This is a genomic window from Thiocapsa sp. UBA6158 (genome assembly GCF_002423035.1).
Classification (GTDB): Bacteria; Pseudomonadota; Gammaproteobacteria; order Chromatiales; family Chromatiaceae; genus Thiocapsa.
The window spans coordinates 37,375-57,891 of sequence record NZ_DIUM01000129.1; the positions used below are offsets into that span (position 1 = coordinate 37,375).

18 protein-coding genes are annotated in these 20,517 nt (G+C 63.9%); 12 read left to right on the forward strand and 6 right to left on the reverse strand.

The genetic code is table 11. From position 1 onward, the window contains the following. Positions 1-239: 239 nt before the first annotated feature. Complete coding sequence (locus B4N44_RS17470; protein WP_296703609.1) at positions 240-860, forward strand: class I SAM-dependent methyltransferase; 621 nt, start codon at positions 240-242, stop codon at positions 858-860. Between the two features lie 34 nt (positions 861-894). On the opposite strand, the gene B4N44_RS17475 is transcribed toward B4N44_RS17470, so the two are convergent. Together B4N44_RS17475 and B4N44_RS17480 are read right to left on the reverse strand one after the other, a co-directional pair. Further along, positions 895-1,464 (reverse strand): tetratricopeptide repeat protein, encoded by a 570-nt coding sequence (locus B4N44_RS17475; protein WP_296703612.1) that lies wholly within the window; start codon positions 1,462-1,464, stop codon positions 895-897. A 133-nt stretch (positions 1,465-1,597) separates the two neighbouring features. Continuing rightward, entirely contained in the window at positions 1,598-1,753 is a 156-nt protein-coding gene (locus B4N44_RS17480) for a hypothetical protein (protein WP_296703615.1), read from the reverse strand. Positions 1,754-1,944: 191 nt separating this feature from the next. On the opposite strand from B4N44_RS17480, the gene B4N44_RS17485 reads away from it, so the two are divergent. From B4N44_RS17485 to speE, 7 genes are all read left to right on the forward strand, one after another. Next, complete coding sequence (locus B4N44_RS17485) at positions 1,945-2,661, forward strand: response regulator (RefSeq protein ID WP_296703618.1); 717 nt, start codon at positions 1,945-1,947, stop codon at positions 2,659-2,661. Further along, positions 2,658-4,028, forward strand: a complete 1,371-nt coding sequence (locus B4N44_RS17490) for an ATP-binding protein (RefSeq protein ID WP_296703621.1) — start codon at positions 2,658-2,660, stop codon at positions 4,026-4,028. The genes B4N44_RS17485 and B4N44_RS17490 overlap by 4 nt, the downstream gene beginning before the upstream one ends. Before the next feature lie 50 nt (positions 4,029-4,078). Next, positions 4,079-4,543, forward strand: coding sequence for a peroxiredoxin (locus B4N44_RS17495; RefSeq protein WP_296703623.1), 465 nt, complete (start codon positions 4,079-4,081; stop codon positions 4,541-4,543). A 142-nt stretch (positions 4,544-4,685) separates the two neighbouring features. Beyond that, positions 4,686-7,073: an ATP-binding response regulator gene (locus B4N44_RS17500; RefSeq protein WP_296703672.1), complete on the forward strand. Its 2,388-nt coding sequence runs from the start codon at positions 4,686-4,688 to the stop codon at positions 7,071-7,073. 49 nt (positions 7,074-7,122) lie between these two features. Further along, positions 7,123-8,010, forward strand: a complete 888-nt coding sequence (locus B4N44_RS17505; RefSeq protein WP_296703627.1) for a response regulator — start codon at positions 7,123-7,125, stop codon at positions 8,008-8,010. 27 nt (positions 8,011-8,037) lie between these two features. Then, a complete protein-coding gene (locus B4N44_RS17510; protein ID WP_120796752.1) occupies positions 8,038-8,376 on the forward strand; it encodes an ArsR/SmtB family transcription factor in 339 nt (112 codons plus the stop codon). A 127-nt stretch (positions 8,377-8,503) separates the two neighbouring features. Then, a complete protein-coding gene (gene speE / locus B4N44_RS17515; protein WP_296703631.1) occupies positions 8,504-9,367 on the forward strand; it encodes a polyamine aminopropyltransferase in 864 nt (287 codons plus the stop codon). 210 nt (positions 9,368-9,577) lie between these two features. On the opposite strand, the gene B4N44_RS17520 is transcribed toward speE, so the two are convergent. The 4 genes from B4N44_RS17520 to B4N44_RS17535 all read right to left on the reverse strand — a co-directional run bounded on the left by B4N44_RS17520 (position 9,578) and on the right by B4N44_RS17535 (position 13,468). Beyond that, positions 9,578-10,837, reverse strand: a complete 1,260-nt coding sequence (locus B4N44_RS17520) for an ammonium transporter (RefSeq protein WP_296703634.1) — start codon at positions 10,835-10,837, stop codon at positions 9,578-9,580. A 67-nt stretch (positions 10,838-10,904) separates the two neighbouring features. After that, on the reverse strand, positions 10,905-12,242 hold the full coding sequence (locus B4N44_RS17525; RefSeq protein ID WP_296703674.1) for an ammonium transporter: 1,338 nt from the start codon (positions 12,240-12,242) through the stop codon (positions 10,905-10,907). A gap of 23 nt (positions 12,243-12,265) precedes the next feature. After that, positions 12,266-12,604, reverse strand: a complete 339-nt coding sequence (locus B4N44_RS17530) for a P-II family nitrogen regulator (RefSeq protein WP_296703636.1) — start codon at positions 12,602-12,604, stop codon at positions 12,266-12,268. Between the two features lie 81 nt (positions 12,605-12,685). Further along, the gene (locus B4N44_RS17535; RefSeq protein ID WP_296703638.1) at positions 12,686-13,468 is read right to left on the reverse strand and encodes a TorF family putative porin; all 783 of its coding nucleotides are present in this window, start codon (positions 13,466-13,468) and stop codon (positions 12,686-12,688) included. 402 nt (positions 13,469-13,870) lie between these two features. Here B4N44_RS17535 and ubiK point away from each other — a divergent pair, with 402 nt between their 5' ends. The 4 genes from ubiK (at position 13,871) to B4N44_RS17555 (ending at position 20,453) form a co-directional block, all read left to right on the forward strand. After that, the gene (gene ubiK / locus B4N44_RS17540; RefSeq protein WP_296703641.1) at positions 13,871-14,137 is read left to right on the forward strand and encodes a ubiquinone biosynthesis accessory factor UbiK; all 267 of its coding nucleotides are present in this window, start codon (positions 13,871-13,873) and stop codon (positions 14,135-14,137) included. 22 nt (positions 14,138-14,159) lie between these two features. After that, positions 14,160-15,680 (forward strand): YifB family Mg chelatase-like AAA ATPase, encoded by a 1,521-nt coding sequence (locus B4N44_RS17545; RefSeq protein WP_296703643.1) that lies wholly within the window; start codon positions 14,160-14,162, stop codon positions 15,678-15,680. Between the two features lie 203 nt (positions 15,681-15,883). Beyond that, positions 15,884-17,791 carry an ATP-binding cassette domain-containing protein gene (locus B4N44_RS17550; protein WP_296703645.1) on the forward strand — a complete coding sequence of 636 codons (1,908 nt, stop codon included), beginning with the start codon at positions 15,884-15,886 and terminating at the stop codon, positions 17,789-17,791. A gap of 148 nt (positions 17,792-17,939) precedes the next feature. Beyond that, positions 17,940-20,453, forward strand: coding sequence for a glycogen/starch/alpha-glucan phosphorylase (locus B4N44_RS17555; protein WP_296703647.1), 2,514 nt, complete (start codon positions 17,940-17,942; stop codon positions 20,451-20,453). Positions 20,454-20,517 lie beyond the last annotated feature (64 nt).

A 20,517-nucleotide genomic window follows, 5' to 3' on the forward strand; every position in this document is an offset into this window, starting at 1 on the left:
AACCGCGTCCGAGGTGCGGGCCGGACCGAGGCGTGAGATGAGACGCGCGGCTCAGCCCGGATGACTTGGAGACGACGCGGTTTAAGGATTTGAGAAGCGACTGAGTCGATGCTTTAGTTTTGAGTTCAACGCCGGGTTCGTCGAACCCCTTGCGCTTCACCCCACCGCAGACCAGGTCGTTGCAGACGCCGTCTCGCTCCTTGTTCCATCCTCGTCGCATTCCAGCAGGCCTAACCCACGTGCTCACACCCGAACAACTTGCCGCCCTTCGTCGAGACATCGTCTTCAATGCCGAACTCGGCGGATGCGCCCTGACGCTTCACAGCACTTGGGGTCTCTTCTCGCCGCGCGAGATCGACGAAGGCACCCGTCTGCTGCTGGCGCATCTGCAGGTCCGACCGGACGACGATTGCTTCGATCTCGGCTGCGGCTACGGAGCGATCGGCTTGGCGATGGCAACACTTGCCCCGCAGGGTCGAACCCTGATGGTCGACAAGGACTTCGTGGCAGTGGATTACGCGACGCGCAACATCAGGCTCAATCGCCTGGAGAACGCACGCGCGCAGCTCAGCAACGGATTCGATCAGGTCGACCCGGAGCTGCGGTTCGACCTGATCGCGAGCAACATCCCGGCGAAAGTGGGTAAGGAGCTGCTCGCGCTCCTGCTGCACGACGCGCACGCCCGCTTGCGCCCGGGCGGTCGTCTTTATCTGGTGACCATCAACGGGCTGCGCCAATACATGAAACGCAATTTGGCCGAGGTCTTCGGCAATTACGCCAAGCTCAAGCAAGGTGCGCATTACACGGTTGCGCTCGCCGAGCGGGCTCATGCGCGTGGCGGGGTCGGGTCCGACAGCTGACCTTGGCCGCCGCGCCGAAGAGCGTCGATTCGGATTACTGCTCCTCGATGAGGTCCAACAACCGGGTCGCCTCCTGACCGACACCCGTGTCGGCACCAAGATCACGGGCGTGCTCGAGCGCCCTGCGCGCCTCCGCCGCATCGCCGGCCTGCAGGCTTACGAAGCCGAGGGTCAGCCAGATGCGCTGGTGCGCCGCATCCTTGGCCGCGCCGGCTCGCAACCGGGTCAGAGCGCCCTCGGTATCGCCCATGTAATGCAGCGCCAATCCGAGATCGTTGTGGGCCTCGACATCGTCCGGCCTGAGCTCGAGGAGACGGCGATAGACGGGCACGGCCTCGCTGTAGCGGCGCTCCACGAAGAGCGCGTCGGCCTGTTGGGCCAGGAGATCGGGGTTGGTCTCGGTGATGCTCTGCGGGATCGCGGTCGGCGCCGGACGCGGAGCGGTCTGAGGCGGCATCCCGTGCGGAGCGGCCGGCGCCGCGGCGACGCCAGGGCGCACGGCGTGGCGGATGTAGTAGTCGCGCGTGACCGCAAAGATCGTAAAGCCGTAGAAGAACAAGAACACGGCAAAAAGCAGCCACTGCAACGGAGAGAGTCTGGGCATGGTGTCGGGCAGGTTGTCGGCGGAGAGGTCGGGCGATCCTATGACGGAATCGCAGACAAAAAAAGATCGCGACGGCAGGGTGTGTAGCTGCCGTGGCGACCTAACTGGCTTGCTGCCTGTGTGCGGCTCCGACTCAGGACCGGCAGTCGGTTCCATCGGCCTTGTCGGCGCCGCGTATGCGTGAAGGACGAGTTGTACCGGCATCGTCGCGGTTGATGAGCGCGATCAGAAAGCCGGCGCAGAGAATAGCCGCGATCAGACCCGTGATCGTCAGTGCATCGAAGCTCATGCGTGTCCCCTCTATCCGTCGGATGACTGCTCCAAAGATCCGCAGAGCCGATGATCGAGACGGACTCGACCAGGACCTAAGCGTTGGGCTCTATCTTGCGCGCAAGGCATCAATAGAGTATTTCAGTCAGCTCTAATGTTGTTACAAGTTGTTACGACCCCTCGACCCAGACTGAACGAGACCTTGCCGAGATGCCCGATACACCGATTCAGATCTTGGTCGTCGACGATGATTTGGCCTTGCGCGCCCTGCTCGGCGAATATCTCGCAGGAGAAGGATTCAGCGTGGCCGGAGCGGAGGACGGCGTGGCGATGGATGCCTGGCTGGCGGAGCATGAGACGGACCTGGTGATCCTCGACCTGATGCTCCCGGGCGAGGATGGACTGAGTCTGGCACGGCGACTACGCGCGCGTGCGGATATCCCGATCATCATGCTGTCGGCCCGCGGCGGCGACATCGACCGGATCGTCGGCTTGGAGGTCGGCGCCGACGACTACATGCCCAAACCCTTCAATCCGCGCGAGCTTCTGGCGCGCATCCGTGCTGTGTTGCGCCGCCGAGCCCCAAGCGCGCCACCCGAGCCCCGCGAGGACGACGGCGTCATCCGATTCGGACCCTATCGACTCGACCTTGGCCAACGCGAGCTGCGACGCGGGGACGAGTCCGTCGTGCTCACCTCGGGGGAGCTCGAGCTGCTGCGGATCCTTGCCGAGCATCCGGATCGCGTCCTGGATCGCGATCTGCTGCTCGACCTGCTCAAGGGCTACGAGCGCTCGCCGTTCGATCGCAGCATCGACGTGCAGATCGCGCGCCTGCGCGCCAAGATCGAGCCCGATACCAAGCGACCCCGCTATATCCGCACCATCTGGGGCAAGGGCTACATGTTCACGCCCGCCGGGGACGCATGAAGCTCATTGCCAAGCTGATCCCGGCAAGCCTGTTCGGGCGCGCGCTGCTGACCTTGGTCTTCACCTTCGGCCTGTTCGGCCTCATCACCTTCTGGGTCATCAGCTCCTACGCGCTGACGCCGGTCGCGCAGCGCTCCGCGTCGGACCTGGCGAGCATCATGGTGCTCTCGGCTCGGACCCTGCGTCAGCTCCCGGCGGAGATGCGTGACGATTATCGCTCCAGGCTGGCGCGGGAGTACCAGATCCGACTCGCCGAGGAGCGTCCGCTCACGGACGTCAACCTGTTTTTTTTCCCTTATATCGGCCAACTCAAACGCGCCCTGGAAGAACGACTCGGCGGCGAGGTGGAGATCGTGACCAGTATCGCCAACAGCGAGCGATGGTTCTGGGTCGCCCTGGACGCGAGCGGGGAAACGGTCTGGGCGGGGTTCCCTCGCAGTCGGGTCGAGACCCGACCGATCGAGGGCCTGTCCGTCATCATCGGCGTGGCGATGTTCTTGATCGTCGGCAGCGCGCTGATCCTGGCGGGGCGCATCACCCAGCCGCTCAACCGGCTCGCCAAGGCCGCCGAGCAGGTCGCGCTCGGCTACTCGCCTGCCGTCTTATCCGAAAGTGGCCCCAAAGAGCTCGCAAACCTTGCACGTCAGTTCAATGCCGCCAGTCGACGCATCCGCGAGCTGATCGCGAACCGTACCCTGCTGCTGGCCGGGATCTCGCACGATCTGCGCACACCGCTGACGCGCCTGCGTCTCGCCGTGGAGATGCTGCCGCGCGGCAGCGCGCCGGCGCTCGTCGCCCGGATGGAGCGCGACATCGAGGAGATGAACGCGCTCATTAACCAGGCCATCGACTTCGGAAAAAGCCTCGAGACAGGACATCGCAAGGAGGTCGACCTCACTGCCTTGATCGACGACCTGGCCGCCGGTCGACCGCGGGTGATCTGGCAGCGCACTCGATCGTGCCGCTATCGCGTCGACGCCTTGGCGTTGCGCCGCATCCTGAGCAATCTGCTCGAAAACGCCCTGCGCTACAGTCAAGACCTGGTCGAGATCCATCTCGACTGCGAGACAGCGACGCCCGTACTCTTCGTGCTCGATCGCGGGCCGGGGATCCCGGAAGCCGAGCGTGATGCGGTCTTTCGTCCCTATTACCGCCTCGAAACCTCGCGCAGCCGTCTGACCGGCGGTACGGGCTTGGGCCTTGCTGTGGCTTACCAGCTCGCCTTGTCGAACCAGATGGAGCTGCATCTGGGCGCGCGTCGCGGCGGCGGCACGGTCGCGAGCGTTCGCTTGCCGCCGCTCGAGCTCGGTCCTGCTCATGTGCTGCGCAGTAGCAAGGCGGTTGACGCGCCGTCCGAGGGTGCCTAAATTCCGCCCTGACATCCATCAATCCGCTCGACCACCCGGAGCCCTTCGCGATGCTGCAACCTGGCGATCACGCGCCCGCCTTCACACTCCCCAATGCAGATATGGGGCGGGTGAGCCTCGATCGGCTCCTCGGGCAACGCAATCTGGTGATTTACTTTTACCCGAAGGACGACACACCGGGCTGCACGATGGAGGCGCTCGACTTCACGGACCTGCAAGCCGACTTCGACGCCGCCGAGACCGATGTCGTGGGCATCAGCCGCGACACCTGCACCAGTCACGGCGCCTTCCGCGACAAATACGGTTTGACCGTTCAACTGCTCGCCGATACCGAGGGCGAGGCGTGCGAGGCTTACGGCGTGTGGCGCGAGAAGGAGGCGCACGGCGAGAAGCGCATGGGGATCGTCCGCTCGACCTTCATCGTCGACAAGGGCGGCGTGATCCGACACGCGCTCTACGACGTCAAACCCAAGGGTCATGCCGCCCAAGTCCTGGAACTGGTCCAGTCACTCTGACAGGCAACCGGGAGCGGCCATCGAGATGCTCTCGCCGCCGACCGAGCAGAGAGACCCGATCTCCTCGGTCGATCCGGAAGCCGCGGCCGGCTCGGGGTCGGACTCGCCCTCGCCGGCGCCCGACTCGGAGACCTCGCGCAGCGTGAAGCTGCGCGCCTACATCCTGATCTTCCTCCTGATCTTCGGCCTGACCCCGCTGGTGTTGGCCGTGCTGATCAACCTCCCGCTGGTGCTGGATCGCACCGCGATGTTCTACCAGCGCGCCTATCTGCAGAACCTACGTGCCGACTTTCGCGACCTCGACCAGCACCTGGCCAGTCGTCACGAGATGATCCGGCTGCTCTCGAAGCTGCCCGAGCCCGGCCTGATCCTCGGTGAGCAGGGCGATGCGGATCAGATCGATGTCGGTCGCGCGCGCTACACCGCCTGGATCAATCAGATCGTCGCCGATCAACGCGACATCATCCAGATCCTCTTCGTCGGCGACGACGCTCAGGAACGTTTCTGGCTGGCTCGCGATGCCCGCACGCAGGAATGGCGACCGACCGCCGCGCCCCCGCAGGTCCCGAATCGCGAATTCCTGACCGCGGGGCTCGATCTGCAATCCGGCGCGGTGATGGTGAGCCGCATCCGCATCGACCCCTCGGCGGGCGTCGAGGATCCGCGCCAGCTCATGACCCTGAGCCTGGTCAGCCGGATCGGCGGGGAGAAGCCGGAGGACCCACGGGGCGTCGTGGTCATGACCATCGATGTCGGCGGGTTGGCCCAGTTCTATCGGGACACGCTTTGGGTGAATCACGACGGCAGCTATCTGCGTCCCGGTCAGCCGGCAAGCGGCCAGCCCGAGGCCTTCGACGCCTTCCCCGGCTTGGCCGAGATCTTTACCGGCGGCACCCTCGCCGTTTGGAAGGGCCGTCAAGGTCGCCAGTTGCTCTGGGTGCCCATGTTCCTGACCGAGGACGGGGTGCCGCTCTGGGTGGGTCGGGCGGTGGACCCCTCGCCGATCGAGGAGTTTCGCGACGCCCTGATCGTACGCGTGCTCTCGATCATCTTCCTTCTGGTCCTGGTGGTGATGGTGCTGGCGCGATGGATCGCGGCACGTGCCGAGCATTTCGGCGAAGAGCTCCGGGGCGGCATCGGACAGGTGCTGCGCGACGGTCGGCCGCTGCGCTTCAGTTGGCGCGGGCCGCGCGAGATCCGCGAACTCGGCGAGCAGCTCACTGCGCTGGCCCAGACCCACGCCGAGCACCTGCAGGCGGCGCAAGCCCATACCCGCGAGCTGGAGCGATCCAACCGCTACAAATCCGAGTTTCTGGCCAACGTCAGCCATGAGCTGCGCACGCCGCTGAACTCGATCCTCCTGCTCTCGAAGATGTTGGCCGCCGAGACCGGCGGACTTAATCCCGGACAGCGACGCCAAGCGCAGGTCATCCACGAGGCCGGACGCGACCTGCGGACCATGATCGACAACATCCTGGATATTTCGCGGATCGAGGCCGGGCATGTCGCCGTGACGTCCGACTGGGTCGAGCTGCGTCCGATGCTGGAAGAGCTGATCGAGCTGGTCGAGCCCATGGTGTCGGAAAAACCCGTCGTGCTCGATCTCGCTATCGACCCGCTCGCCGCGACGCAGGTCTATACGGACCGCGACAAGCTGCGACAGATCCTCAAGAACTTTCTCTCCAACGCCGTGAAGTTCACCGAGCAGGGTCGCATCACCCTGGCGGTCGAAGCGGGAGAGGATCCCCGACGGCAGGTCGCGCTGAGCGTCGCCGACACCGGAATCGGAATCCCGCACGACAAACAGGAGATCATCTTCGAGGCCTTCCAGCAGGCCGACGGCTCGACGCGCCGTCGCTACGGCGGCACCGGCCTGGGACTTTCGATCAGCCGCGAGCTGGCCCTGTTGCTCGGCGGACGTATCGAGGTCGAAAGCGCACCGGGGGCCGGCGCCTGCTTCACCCTCTTCATGCCGCTCGCTGCCGTTGCCGTCGAGCCCGACGCGGTCTCCCCGGCCGCTCCCGCGAGCCCGCACGTCACGCCGCTTCCGCCCGAGGACTCACCCGGTGCGCTGCGCCCGACCTCGGCACGGGGTGCCGGCGCAGGCGCGAGCGGCGGCTGGGTCCTGATCGTCGAGCGCGACGTCAAAACCCTCGTTCAGCTCGCCTCCGAGCTGTCGCGGCGCGACCTGCGTGTTCAAACCGCAGCAGATCTGGACGAGGCACTCGAGACACTGCAGGACGAGGGCGAAGGCTGCGAGCTGGTGCTGCTGGCCGCCGGGGTGTCCGACGAAATGACCTGTGCTACGATTCGGACACTGTTGAGCCGAAATACGGGGCCTCACCCGGCCGTTGCCGTGCTCGGCGATCGATCGGCCAAGACCCGGGTTGCCGACTGCTTGGGTGCGGGCGCCGTCGAGTTTCTATCAAAACCCATCGATCCCGATCAACTCACGGCGCTGCTTGCCGAGGTGCTGCCGGATAGACGTGCTCCGGAGACATCCGCAGTGATCCGCGAGCCGATCGTTTGACCCGCCGAGTCCAGCCCGCTGCGGCTCCGGGTGTACAAGGGCAGACGACATGACCCGCTACGCCGGCTTCAAGCTGCTGATCGTCGACGACCACGCGCATAATCTCTTCACGCTTCGAACCTTGATCGAGAGCGAAATGGATGTCGAGGTCCTCGAGGCCACCTCGGGGCAGGACGCCATCGACCTGACTCATCGGCACCCGGACATCGACCTCATCATCCTCGATGTCCAGATGCCCGAGATGGACGGCTTCGAGACCGCGTCCATGCTCAAATTGCGCAAGCGCACGCGCGATATCCCGATCATCTTCCTGACCGCAGCCTTCAAATCGGAAGAGTTTCAGCAACGTGGATTCGCCGTCGGCGCCGTCGACTATCTGCTCAAACCGATCGACGACAACCTTCTGATCAACAAGATCAGCACCTACTTCAGGCTGATCGAAAAGGAGCGCGAGCTCAACCGCACACTGGAGCAGACGGTCGCGGAACGCACGAGCGAGCTCGCCGAGGCACGGCAATACCTGGAGAACATCATCACGCATATGGGCGAAGCGCTCTTGGTCTTGGATCCGAGCGGCACCATCAAACACACCAATCCGGCAGCATGGAAGATGCTTGGCTACCGCGGGGACGATCTGCGCGGCATGTCGATCGGAGACGTTTTCGAGGAGGAAGGCGACGCCGAGGCCGGCGCCTTTATGGGAACCTGGCTGGAGGCGCTGATCCGAACCGGAGCCCTGAGCCGGATCGAGGCCCGATTCATCGCTCGCGACGGGCGCCGAGTGCCGATCCTCTTCTCGCGCACCGCAGTGAAGGATACCGAAGGGCGGATCAGCGATATCATCTGCATCGCCAAGGATATGACCGGTTATGTGCGGGTCGAGGAGAACAGGAACGCGAGTGCCGTGCCGACAGGGGTATCAGGAACGACACGATAAGATTGAAGCCCCTAGGGAGGAGCAAGCATGAGTGAACCGATGGTCCCCGAGACCCCCGAAGACGATGAGAACACGACCCTGACCGCCAATGCCCTGAAGGCGATGGCCCATCCTCTGCGATGGAAGATCCTCTGCTCGCTCGGCGACAAGGAGCTCTCCGTCGGCGAGATCGTCGACCGCACCGGGACCTCGCAAAGCAACATTTCCCAGCACTTGGAGCAGCTGCGCAACAAGAACATCGTCGTCGCCCGCAAAGAGGCCAACCGGATCTATTATCGGATCCGCAACGATCAACTGCTCGACCTCATCGGCATCATGCGCGACGTTCTGTGCCCGGCGAACCTGGACGACCGATTCCCCAAATAGGCCGCGTATCCCGTGTGCCTTCGGCGTTGAGCAACAGCCCTGCGTGGATGCCCGCCTGAATCGGGACTCGCGGCCCGGGGCCGTCTCTAAGATAATGGCGGCCCATTCCATTCAGGACGCTCCCCTCATGCTCGATCCCAACACCTGGTTCTCCGAGGTCGCCGCCGCGGACGGCGCCGCCTTCTCGCTGCGGATCTCCTCGAAGCTCCACGAGGAGCAAAGCCCCTATCAGCACATCGAGATCTACGAGACCGAGGGCTTCGGCAATCTCATGGTGATCGACGGCTGCACCATGCTCTCGACCCGCGACAACTTTCTCTATCACGAGATGATGTCGCACCCGGCGCTCTTCACGCATCCCGATCCCAAGCGTGTCTGCATCATCGGGGGCGGCGACTGCGGCACCTTACGCGAGGTGTTGAAGCACCCAGGTGTGGAGCAGGCGGTTCAGATCGACATCGACGAGCGGGTGACGCGTCTCGCCGAGATGTTTTTTCCGGAGCTCACGGCCTCCAACGGGGATGCCCGCGCGCACCTCTTGTTCGAAGACGGGGTGCGCTGGATCCAGGAGGCGGATGCGGGCAGTCTGGACATCATCATCGTCGACAGTACGGACCCCGTCGGGCCCGCGGTCGGTCTCTTCACCAGCGACTTCTATGCCGACTGCCGCCGCGCCTTGGGCTCGGGCGGCATCCTGGTTCAGCAGAGTGAATCCCCGCTGTATCACATGCGCATCCTGGCCGAGATGCATGCCGCGATGCGCAGCGCCGGCTTCCGCGACACCCGCACGCTCTTTTTCCCCCAAGCGATCTATCCGTCCGGCTGGTGGAGCGCGACGATGGCGGGCACCGACCTGTCGCTCGAGGATTTTCGTGCCGAACACGCTGCTCGTAAGGCCTTCGACACACACTACTACAACGCCGAGATCCATCGCGCCGCCTTGGCGCAACCCGAGTTCTTCCGTCGTGCGCTCGCCGAGATCGCAGACTGAGCCCAGTTGTTCGGGCCTTCCGACGCATCGGATGGCGGCCGCAGGTGAAGCCGGGTCCGGCGCTCCCGGGGGCGCCGAACACCGCGTGTTTGTTTCACGGCGTCTCAGCCGGCTTTGATGGGTTTCGCTGCGCTCTACCCATCAACTCGGGGAGCAAAAAAATGGGGCCCGACGGGCCCCGAAGAATTCACAACGGCACAAAGCGGACGATCAGGAGGCTCCGCGGGCCCCGACAAATTCGGGGTAGGCCTCCAGGCCGCACTCCCCGATGTCGACACCCTCGTACTCCTCTTCCTCGCTGACTCGGATGCCCATGATCAGCTTGAGGATCAGCCAGACGATGAAGGAAGTCACGAAGACCCAGCCCAGAATGGTGCCGAGACCGATCGCTTGAGCGGCGAAGCTGGCGTCGCTGTTGGTGATGGGCACCGCCATCAGACCCCACATTCCGACGACACCGTGCACGGAGATGGCGCCGACCGGATCATCGACCCGCAGCTTGTCCATGGTCACGATGGCAAAGACGACGATCACGCCACCGATGGCACCGATCATGGTCGCGAGCAAGGGCGAAGGGGTGAGCGGCTCGGCCGTGATGGCGACCAGGCCGGCGAGGGCACCGTTGAGGGCCATCGTGAGATCGGCCTTACCGAACAACAGCCGCGCCGTGATCAGACCGAAGATGGTGCCGCCGGCCGCGGACATGTTGGTATTGACGAAGACCGCCGCGACCGCATTGGCATCCTCGATATTGGAGATGACCAGCTGCGAGCCGCCGTTGAACCCGAACCAGCCGAGCCAGAGGATAAAGGTGCCGAGTGTGGCGATCGGCATATTCGCACCCGGGATGGCGTTGATGGAGCCGTCCTTGCCGTACTTGCCTTTGCGCGCGCCCAGCAGGAGGACGCCGGCGAGCGCGGCCGAGGCGCCGGCCAGATGCACGACGCCGGAACCTGCAAAGTCAAGGAAGCCCAGCTCGTCGAGGAACCCGCCGCCCCACTTCCAGTAACCCTGCATCGGGTAGATGAAACCGGTCATCACGACCGCGAAGAGCAAGAAGGCCCAGAGCTTCATCCGCTCGGCCACGGCGCCCGAGACGATCGACATGGCGGTGGCCACGAAAACGACTTGGAAGAAGAAGTCGGCCATCGCCGAGTAGTAGGTCTCTCCGTCGCTGCCCATGACCTCGTCGACGCTGTTGTCGCCGCCGAACATGAAGCCCCAATCGATGGCGGGGATGAATCCGTTGCCGTCGGCCGGATACATGATCCCGTATCCCACCAGCATGTACATGATCGAGGCGATCGCAAAGAGCGCGATGTTCTTGGTCAAGATTTCGGCGGTGTTCTTGGCGCGGACCATCCCGGCCTCGAGCATGGCGAAGCCGGCGGCCATCCACATGACCAGCGCGCCCGAGATCAGAAAGTAAAAGGTATCGAGCGCGTAGCTCAACTCGGTAATTGCTTCCACGAGAGAATCTCCAAGAGGTTCGAGGCGAGGCAGGGCCGAGGCGGACGCATCCGCCTCGGCTGGCGGCTTAAAGGATGTAACCGCGCTCGCCGTGCTGGGAAAGATCGAGACCTTCGGTTTCCTGCTCCTCGGTGACACGCAGACCGATCACCAGATCGACCAGCTTGAGGATGATGTAGGTCAGAATCACGGTGTAGACCAAGGTGAAGAGAACCCCCTTGGTCTGGATCCACACCTGCCCGAGCATACCCATGCCCTCCTGCAGACCGGTCCCGCCGAGCGCGGCCGAGACGAAGACGCCGGTCAGGATGGCGCCGACGATCCCGCCGACCGCATGGACGCCGAAGACGTCGAGCGAGTCGTCGTAACCCAAGGACCGTTTAAGCCTAGTCGAAGCAAGGAAACAAATGATCCCCGAAGCGGCACCGATGGCGAGTGCACCGAGCGGACCTGCCGTTCCGGCTGCAGGCGTGATCGCGACGAGTCCGGCGACGGCACCGGTCGCGATCCCCAGTACGCTCGGCTTGCCGTGCGTCAACCATTCGGAAAACATCCAGGCCAGAGCCGCAGCCGCCGTGGCGACCTGAGTCACCAGCATGGCCATTCCGGCGCTCTCGTTTGCAGCAAGTGCACTGCCGGCATTGAAGCCGAACCATCCCACCCAAAGCATCGAGGCACCCAGGAGGGTATAGCCCAGGTTGTGCGGAGGCATGGCCGTGTTCGGATAGCCCCGACGTTTGCCCAAGACCAGAGCGGTGACGAGACCCGCGATGCCGGCATTGATATGCACGACGGTACCGCCTGCGAAGTCGAGCACGCCCCAATCCCACATCAGAGCCCCGTCGCCACCCCAGACCATATGGGCAATCGGCAGATAGACGATGGTGAACCAGATCGCCATAAACCAGAGCAACGCCGAGAACTTCATTCGCTCGGCGAAGGCGCCGACAATCAGCGCAGGGGTAATGATGGCAAAGGTCATTTGGAAGGTAGCAAAGACCGTCTCGGGGATTGCTTCCGTGAGACTCTCGCGTGTCACTCCGCCGAGCAGAACCTTATCCAGCCCGCCGATGAAGGTGTTGATATTGATGGCGCCCTGCTCCATGCCCTGCGCCGAGAATGCCAGGCTGTAACCGTAGAGAACCCAGAGGATCGACATGAGCGCAGCAATGGCGAAACACTGCATCAAGATCGAAAGGACGTTCTTGGCGCGGACCATTCCGCCGTAGAAGAGCGCCAAACCCGGGATGGTCATGAATAGAACGAGCGCGGTCGCGGTCAGCATCCAGGCCGTATCGCCGCTGTTCAGAACAGGCACCTCCTCGGCCAACGCCAGCGCAGGCGTCAGCAGCAAGAGAGCCGCCAAGGCGGGTTCGGCCAGTCGTCGCGGTTTCACTATATGCATCATTGCGATCCTCTCGGCGACGATTAGAGTGCGTCCGATCCGGTCTCGCCGGTGCGAATGCGGATCACTTGTTGCAGGTCGAAGACGAAGATCTTGCCGTCGCCGATCTTACCCGTCCGGGCTGCGCCGCTGATGGCCTCGATGACCTTCTCGACCATTGCGTCGTCCACCGCGATCTCCACCTTGATCTTGGGAAGGAAATCAACGACATACTCTGCGCCGCGGTAGAGTTCCGTATGACCTTTTTGGCGTCCGAAACCCTTGACCTCGATGACGGTGATACCGGATACGCCGATATCTCCGAGTGCCTCGCGGACGTCGTCCAGCTTGAACGGCTTGATGATGGCAGCAACCAGTTTCATTGCACTTGAGCTCCTGTAGAGACCAAGGGTGGATGGACCCTTGACCGAGGGATTGGAATCACGAATGCGAGGCGGGGTGATTTAGAACTCCTTCAACCAGCCGACCCAGAACTGCGGATCCTCATCGTAGGTATCGCGTCCGACCTGGTCGTAATTCAAACTAAAGGTGCCGAAATCACCGGCCTCGCGGCTGATCGTCACACCCCAATGACCGTAGTCGTTGCCGCCGTCGTTGTAGTCGAAGTCATAATAGCCGCCGCGAAGGCCGAGCCCGAAATCGTAGGGCAGCGCGAACTCGAGGCCGGCGTAGTAGTACCAGTCGCCCTCGACAAAGAGCGCTTCGCCGGAGGGGACGCCGGGGGCATCGTCGGCCTGACCGTATACGGTATAGGCCAAGCCGAGCGTGAGCCACTTCCAGGTCGCACTGCCGCCGAGCTCCGCGAAATCGAGATCCTCGCCATCGGGGTATGCGTAGTAGATGGCATTGACGTCGAAGCTGAGATCGTCGTTGATGGCCATGCCGTAGCCGAAGTAGCCGTCGATCTCGTAAGCGGGCGACTTGATGGTGTCCACGAGATCAACCGTCACCCCGTCGATGTTGAGCTCGTATTGGTCAACGTCGCCGAAATCGACGTTGGAGATCCATGCACCCGCATAGAAACCGCTGCCGTGCTCGTAGTCGACCCCGCCCTGAACGGCCGGTCCGTCGTCGGTCTGCGTCAGCCCGCGGAAAAAGTAGTTGCTGACCACACCGATATTGGCGCTGAAGTTGTGCGTATCGTCGGCGGCGGCGATCTGGAAGGTGCCGGCGCTCATGCTCAGCGCCCCAAGCGCCAGGACGGTTCCGATGCGTCGTGTTGTCATTGCTGTGTGCCTCTCGATGATGCGGGCTTGCGGGTCGAGGTTGAAAAATACCGACTGGTGCCCGGATGACCTTGCCGGTTGTGACATTGTGATGTGGTCACAGCAGATAGCGTGCCATACCTCGATGCACCCACCGGGAAGAGGTATTTCGGCATCATGTTCCAAACTCGCAACAAGGATTCGCACCAGAGTGGTGCGTAAGCGAATGGCTCGGAGATCGGCCGCACCAAAAACGCGCGCCGATACAGCCCCTGACTGAAAGCCGGCGCACTTACCCGGCGGCCCGTCCTATAATGGTGGCCGCATTCGGAGCGATGAAGTCATCGCGGGATCGGCCTTCGCATCCCAGCATCCACGTCGGACCCACCGGTCAAGCACAGACCGCAGCACAGAGGAACTCCCATGTTGGATCCCAAACAGCTCGACGATCTCGCCCAGCGCCTCGCATCGGCGATGCCGAAGGGCATCCAGATGTTGCAGGAAGACATCGGCCGCAATCTCCGAGCCTCGCTCGAATCCGGCCTGGACAAGCTCGACCTGGTCACCCGCGAGGAGTTCGACGTCCAGTCCGCCGTCTTGGCCCGCAGCCGCGAGAAACTGGCGGTGCTCGAGGCGCGCATTGCCGAGCTGGAGCGCGCGCTCGCAGCCGGGCGAGCAGGGGCGGATTGAGGCATCGATCCCGAGCAGGGCCGTGGCCCTTTGTATCCTGCACAGCCGCGCACGGGTCGGCATTCATGCCCCCGCCGTCACGGTCGAGGTCCATCTCTCCGGAGGGCTGCCCTATCTGTCGATGGTCGGACTGCCCGAGATGGCGGTTAAAGAGAGCAAGGACCGCGTGCGCGGCGCCTTGCTGAACGGCCGGTTCCAGTTTCCGATGGGACGGGTCACCATCAACCTTGCACCGGCCGACCTTCCGAAGGAGGGCGGTCGCTTCGATCTGCCGATTGCGCTCGGCATCCTCGGTGCCTCCGGCCAGATCGTCACCGAACGGCTGGATCGCTACGAATGGATCGGCGAGCTGGCACTCTCTGGGGGGTTGCGGCCGGTCAACGGCGTTCTGCCCGTCGCCGTGGCGGCGCGCGAGGCGGGCCGTGAGCTGATTCTGCCGGCCGAGAATGCCGCCGAGGCGTCGCTGGTCTCGGGGCTCGAGATCCGGCCGGCGCGGCACCTGATGGAGGTGTGCGAGCATCTGAACGGGACACGTGTGCTGCCGACATTCGTGGCGGGCGAACGGGTTTTCGTTGAACCGACGTATCCCGACCTCTCGGAGGTCAGGGGCCAGGAGCATGCGAAACGGGCCTTGGAGATCGCTGCCGCGGGCGGCCACAGCCTGCTGTTGATCGGCCCGCCGGGCACCGGAAAGTCGATGCTGGCGAATCGGCTCCCCGGGCTCTTGCCGCCGCTGAGCGAGGACGAGGCGCTCGAGGCGGCTGCGATCCGCTCGGTGAGCGACCGCGACCTGTTCGACCCGGCGCGCTGGCGCGAGCGTCCGTTTCGCTCGCCGCACCACACGGCATCCGGGGTCGCGCTGGTGGGCGGCGGAAGCAACCCGCGACCCGGCGAGATCTCGCTTGCGCACCAAGGTGTCTTGTTTCTCGACGAGCTGCCCGAGTTCGACCGCAAGGTGCTCGAGGTCTTGCGCGAGCCCTTGGAGTCCGGTCATATCGACATCTCGCGGGCTGCGCGGCAGGCCCGTTTCCCGGCGCGATTCCAATTGGTTGCGGCGATGAACCCCTGTCCATGCGGTTATCTCGGCGACAACAGCGGACGCTGTCGTTGTACCCTTGACCAAGTGGGACGCTATCGTGGACGCATCTCCGGACCGCTGCTCGATCGCATCGACATGCACGTCGAGGTCCCGCGACTGGACCTCTCTCGGCTCGGCGAATCCGCCTCCGAGCAGCGAGAGACGACAGCGCTCGTGCGACAGCGCGTGGATCGCGCACGCGCACGCCAGATTGCGCGCGCGGGCAAGGCCAACCATGCCCTCGGGCCCGCCGAGATCGAGCGCGACTGCGCTCTGGAGCCCGACGGGCAACGCATGATCCAACAGGCAATCACCCGTCTGGCCCTATCGGCGCGGGCCTATCACCGCATCCTGAAGGTCGCCCGAACGATTGCGGATCTCGACGGTTTGGCTCGGATCGAGCAGCGGCATCTCGGCGAAGCGATCGGTTATCGTCGACTCGATCGCGGCAATCCGACGCCGTGATTAAACCGCGTCCAGAGCGAGATGCTGATTTTCAAGTGAGTTCGACATTTGGCGCATCCACGGCACTTAGCGGGGATGCGGTTTAAAATAATATATTTTTTAATCGATTAAATCGCGCCGACTCCAGCAGACGTTACCTCTGTCGGGGCCGATCCCATCCAAAAACATCCCATACCGCGCTGGGCGCGGTTTAGACCCACACCATGCTCCAGCTCCAATCACTCAGCCTGCGCCGCGGCCCACACCTCTTGATCGAGGGTGCCGACGTCACCGTCTATCCGGGTCAAAAGGTCGGGCTCGTCGGCTACAACGGCTGCGGCAAATCGACCCTCTTCGCGCTGTTGCTCGGGGATCTCCAGGCCGATGCCGGACAAGCGACGATCCCGGCCGGCTGGGAGGTTGCCCACGTCGCCCAGCACACCCCGGACAGCGAGGGTGCGGCAATCGACTTCGTGCTCGACGGCGACGCGGAGCTGCGCCGCATCCAGGCCGAGCTGGCACGGGCCGAGGCGGCCGGCGATGGCCTGCATCAGGGCGAGCTTCTCGGGCGGCTGGAGGCCATCGACGCCTACGGGGCAGAAAGCCGTGCCGCGCGACTCCTGCACGGGCTCGGCTTCGCACCCGGCGACGAGCGCCGCCCGGTCAACAGTTACTCGGGCGGCTGGCGGATGCGTCTCGCCTTGGCGCGCACCTTGATGTGCCGATCGGATCTGCTGCTGCTCGACGAACCGACCAACCACCTGGACCTCGACGCAGTCATCTGGCTCGAAGGCTGGCTGAAGGCGTATCCGGGAACGCTCCTGCTGATCTCGCACGACCGCGACTTCCTCGACGCCGTGACCGGGCACATCCTACATCTCGACCATCGGCAACTGACCCTCTACGCGGGCAACTACTCCGCCTTCGAGCGCCAACGCGCCGAACGGCTCGCCCAGCAACAGGCCGCAAGCGAGCGCCAACAGCGCGAGATCGCGCACATGCGCAGCTTCGTCGAGCGCTTCCGGGCCAAGGCCACCAAGGCACGTCAAGCGCAAAGCCGCCTGAAGGCGCTCGAACGCATGGAGCTGATCGCACCGGCCCACGTGGACTCGCCCTTTCGATTCGAGTTCGCCCCGGCCGAGAACCTGCCGCGACCATTGCTGCGCCTGGACGCGATCGCGGCGGGCTACGGCGACAGGCCCGTGATCGAGGGGGTTGGACTCAGCCTCAACCTCGGAGATCGCATCGGACTGCTGGGGCGCAACGGGGCCGGCAAATCCACATTCATCAAGGTTCTGGCCGGGGAGCTGACCCCGTCGAGCGGGCGCTTGGAACGTGCTCAGGCCCTGAAGATCGGCTATTTCGCCCAACATCAGATCCACCAGCTGCATCTGGACGACAGCCCGCTCGGCCATCTGCGACGTCAGGATCCGGGCGCAACCGAGCAGGCCCTGCGCAGCTATCTGGGCGGATTCGGCTTCGAAGGCGATCGCGCACTCGGCCCGGTCGGCCCACTCTCGGGCGGCGAGAAGGCGCGGCTGGTGCTCGCGCTGCTCATCCGCCAGCGCCCCAATCTGCTGCTGCTCGACGAGCCGACGAACCATCTGGACCTCGAGATGCGGCATGCCTTGACCGAGGCGCTCCAGGGTTTCGATGGGGCCTTGGTGCTGGTTTCCCACGACCGTCACCTGCTGCGGGTCACCGCCGACACGCTGCTCCTGGTCGACGCCGGCGCGGTGCGACCGTTCGACGGAGATCTGGACGACTACCCGGCCTGGCTGGCCAACAACGACTCGAGTCGCGGCTCTGCGGCAACGCGCCCGACCGGGGCACAATCGGTCGCCGCAAGCGACGGCAGCGACCGTAAGCAACAGCGTCGTCAGGCGGCGCAATCGCGTCAGACACTACAGCCGTTGCGACAGCGGGAGAGAACACTGGAAAAGCGCATGGAAGCGCTTGCAACCCGCCGCGCAGCACTCGAGCAGACACTCGCCGATCCGGACCTCTACGCCCCGGAGGCCAAGGTCAGATTGCTCGCGCTGCTCGAAGAGCAACGCCAGGTCTGCGCCGACCTGGAAGCCACGGAGGAGGCATGGCTCGAGGTCAACGAGGCCATAGACCAGGCTCGATAGTTGCTTAATTGACCCGACGAGACCGTCAAGGAGACCTTCACGCAACGACCGATTCCGCTCGACCGAGCTGATCACGCCTCTCGCACCCGACGCGATTCGGCACCTCGGCCCGAGTTCCACCCCAACCGATCAAGGATCCAGTGGCGCCATGTCACCGTTTAAAAACATCATCAATGCCCGACCGAACGAGCAATTCTTCGACCTTCCCCCGCTGCCGATGACCCCGGAGGGCATCGCACGCGATTTCCAGCACTACTACGCCTATACCTTCGGGCGGGATCGCGACTGCCAGTCTGCCTACTATCCCTACAAGGCGCTCGCGATCGCACTGCGCGACCGTCTCATGGAGCGCTGGAAAGGCACTCGACACGCCTATGAGGACGCCGGCTCCAAGCGCACCTACTATCTGTCGCTCGAGTTCTTGATGGGGCGCACCCTCTCCAACGCGATGCTCAATCTCGGCGTCGGCGATGCGGCCGCCAAGGGACTCTACGACCTGGGCATCGCACTGGAGGAGATCGCCGGCAACGAGCCCGATGCCGGATTGGGCAACGGCGGCCTCGGGCGGCTCGCGGCCTGCTTTCTCGATTCCTGCGCCACCCTGCAGCTTCCGGTCAGGGGCTACGGACTGCACTACGAGTACGGAATGTTTCGCCAGCTGATCGAGAACGGCAACCAGATCGAGGAGCCCGATCATTGGGTACGTGACGGCAACCCATGGGAGTTGGAGCGCCCCGAATTCACCCAACGCATTCAGTTCGGCGGCCACACCGAAACCCACAAGGACAACGACGGGCGCGATGTCGTGCGCTGGGTCGATACCAACGACGTCCTTGCCGTCCCCTACGACATCCCGATCCCCGGTTATCACAACGGCACCATCAATACCCTGCGGCTCTGGAAGGCCGCCGCGACCGACGAGTTCGATCTCGGCGAGTTCAACTCGGGTAGTTATCCCGAGTCGGTCGCGCAGAAGAACGCCGCCGAGCACATCACCATGGTGCTCTACCCCAACGATGCCAGCGAGAACGGCAAGGAGCTGCGCCTGCGCCAGCAGTTCTTCCTCGCCAGCGCCAGCATCAAGGATGTGCTGCGCGACTGGATCCGTCTGCACGGCAAGGATTTCAGCGGCTTTGCCGAGAAGAACTGCTTCCAGCTCAACGACACCCACCCGGCCGTTTCGGTCGCCGAGCTCATGCGTCAGCTCATGGACGATCATGGGCTCGAATGGACGCAGGCCTGGGCCATCACCCGCAAGACCATGGCCTACACCAACCACACCCTGCTGCCCGAGGCGCTCGAACGCTGGCCCGTGCGGCTCTTCGAGCGGCTTCTGCCGCGCATTCTGCAGATCATCTACGAGATCAATGCCCGTTTTCTCGCCGAAGTGGCCACTCGCTGGCCGGGCGACAACGACCGTCTGAGACGCATGTCGCTGATCGAAGAAGGGTACGAGTCACAGGTTCGGATGGCCTACCTGGCGATTGTCGGCAGCTTCTCGATCAACGGGGTCGCCGGACTGCACTCCCAGCTGCTCGTCGAGGGTCTGTTCCGCGATTTCTACGAGCTTTGGCCGGATAAATTCAACAACAAGACCAACGGCGTCACCCCTCGGCGCTGGCTGGCCATGTGCAATCCCGGGCTGCGCGAACTCCTCGACGAGACGATCGGCACCGAATGGGTGCGTGATCTGGGCCAGCTCGAACGCCTCGCGCCTTTTGCCGAGAACGCGGATTTCCGCGAACGCTGGCATCGCATCAAGCAGGACAACAAGCGCTGTCTCGCCGCCACGGTGGAGCAGCTCTGCCGGGTCTCCTTCCCCGTCGACGCGCTCTTCGATGTGCAGGTCAAACGCATCCACGAGTACAAGCGTCAGCTCCTCAACGTCCTGCACGTCATCCATCTCTACAACCGCATCAAGCGCGGCGACACGCGGGACTGGACACCGCGCTGCGTGCTGATCGGCGGCAAGGCGGCGCCCGGTTACCAGATGGCCAAACAGATCATCAAGCTGGTCAACAACGTCGCCCGCGTGGTCAACGGCGATCCGGAAACCGAGGGCCTGCTGCGGGTCGCCTTCATCCCGGACTACTGCGTCTCGCTGATGGAGGTCATCGCGCCCGGCACGGATCTCTCCGAGCAGATCTCGACGGCCGGCAAGGAGGCCTCAGGCACGGGCAACATGAAGTTCATGATGAACGGCGCCATCACCATCGGCACCCTGGACGGAGCGAACATCGAGATCCGCGAGCAGGTCGGGGAAGAGAACTTCTTCCTGTTCGGCCTCACGGCCGCCGGGGTCGAGTCTCGGCGGGTCCACTATGACCCGAACGGTATCATCGCCAGCGACTCGGCGCTCCTCGAGGTCATGAGCTTGCTGGAGTCCGGCCATTTCAACCAGTTCGAACCGGGGATCTTCGATCAGATCATCCTCTCGATCCGCAACGCCCATGATCCCTGGATGACCGCCGCGGATTTCCGCAGCTACATCGACGCGCAAGAGCAGGTCGCTATCGCCTACCGAGACCGCGAGCGCTGGCTGCGCATGAGCATCCTCAACACCGCCCGCAGCGGCCACTTTTCCTCGGACCGCACCATCGCGGAGTACAACCGCGACATCTGGAAACTGATCTCGGTCGCGCCCGAGTCCTTGGGCGGCTGACCGAACCGGCCTCGGACGTGCTTACACGAGCACGCCCGAGGCCGGACGCTTAGGCCCATCCTGC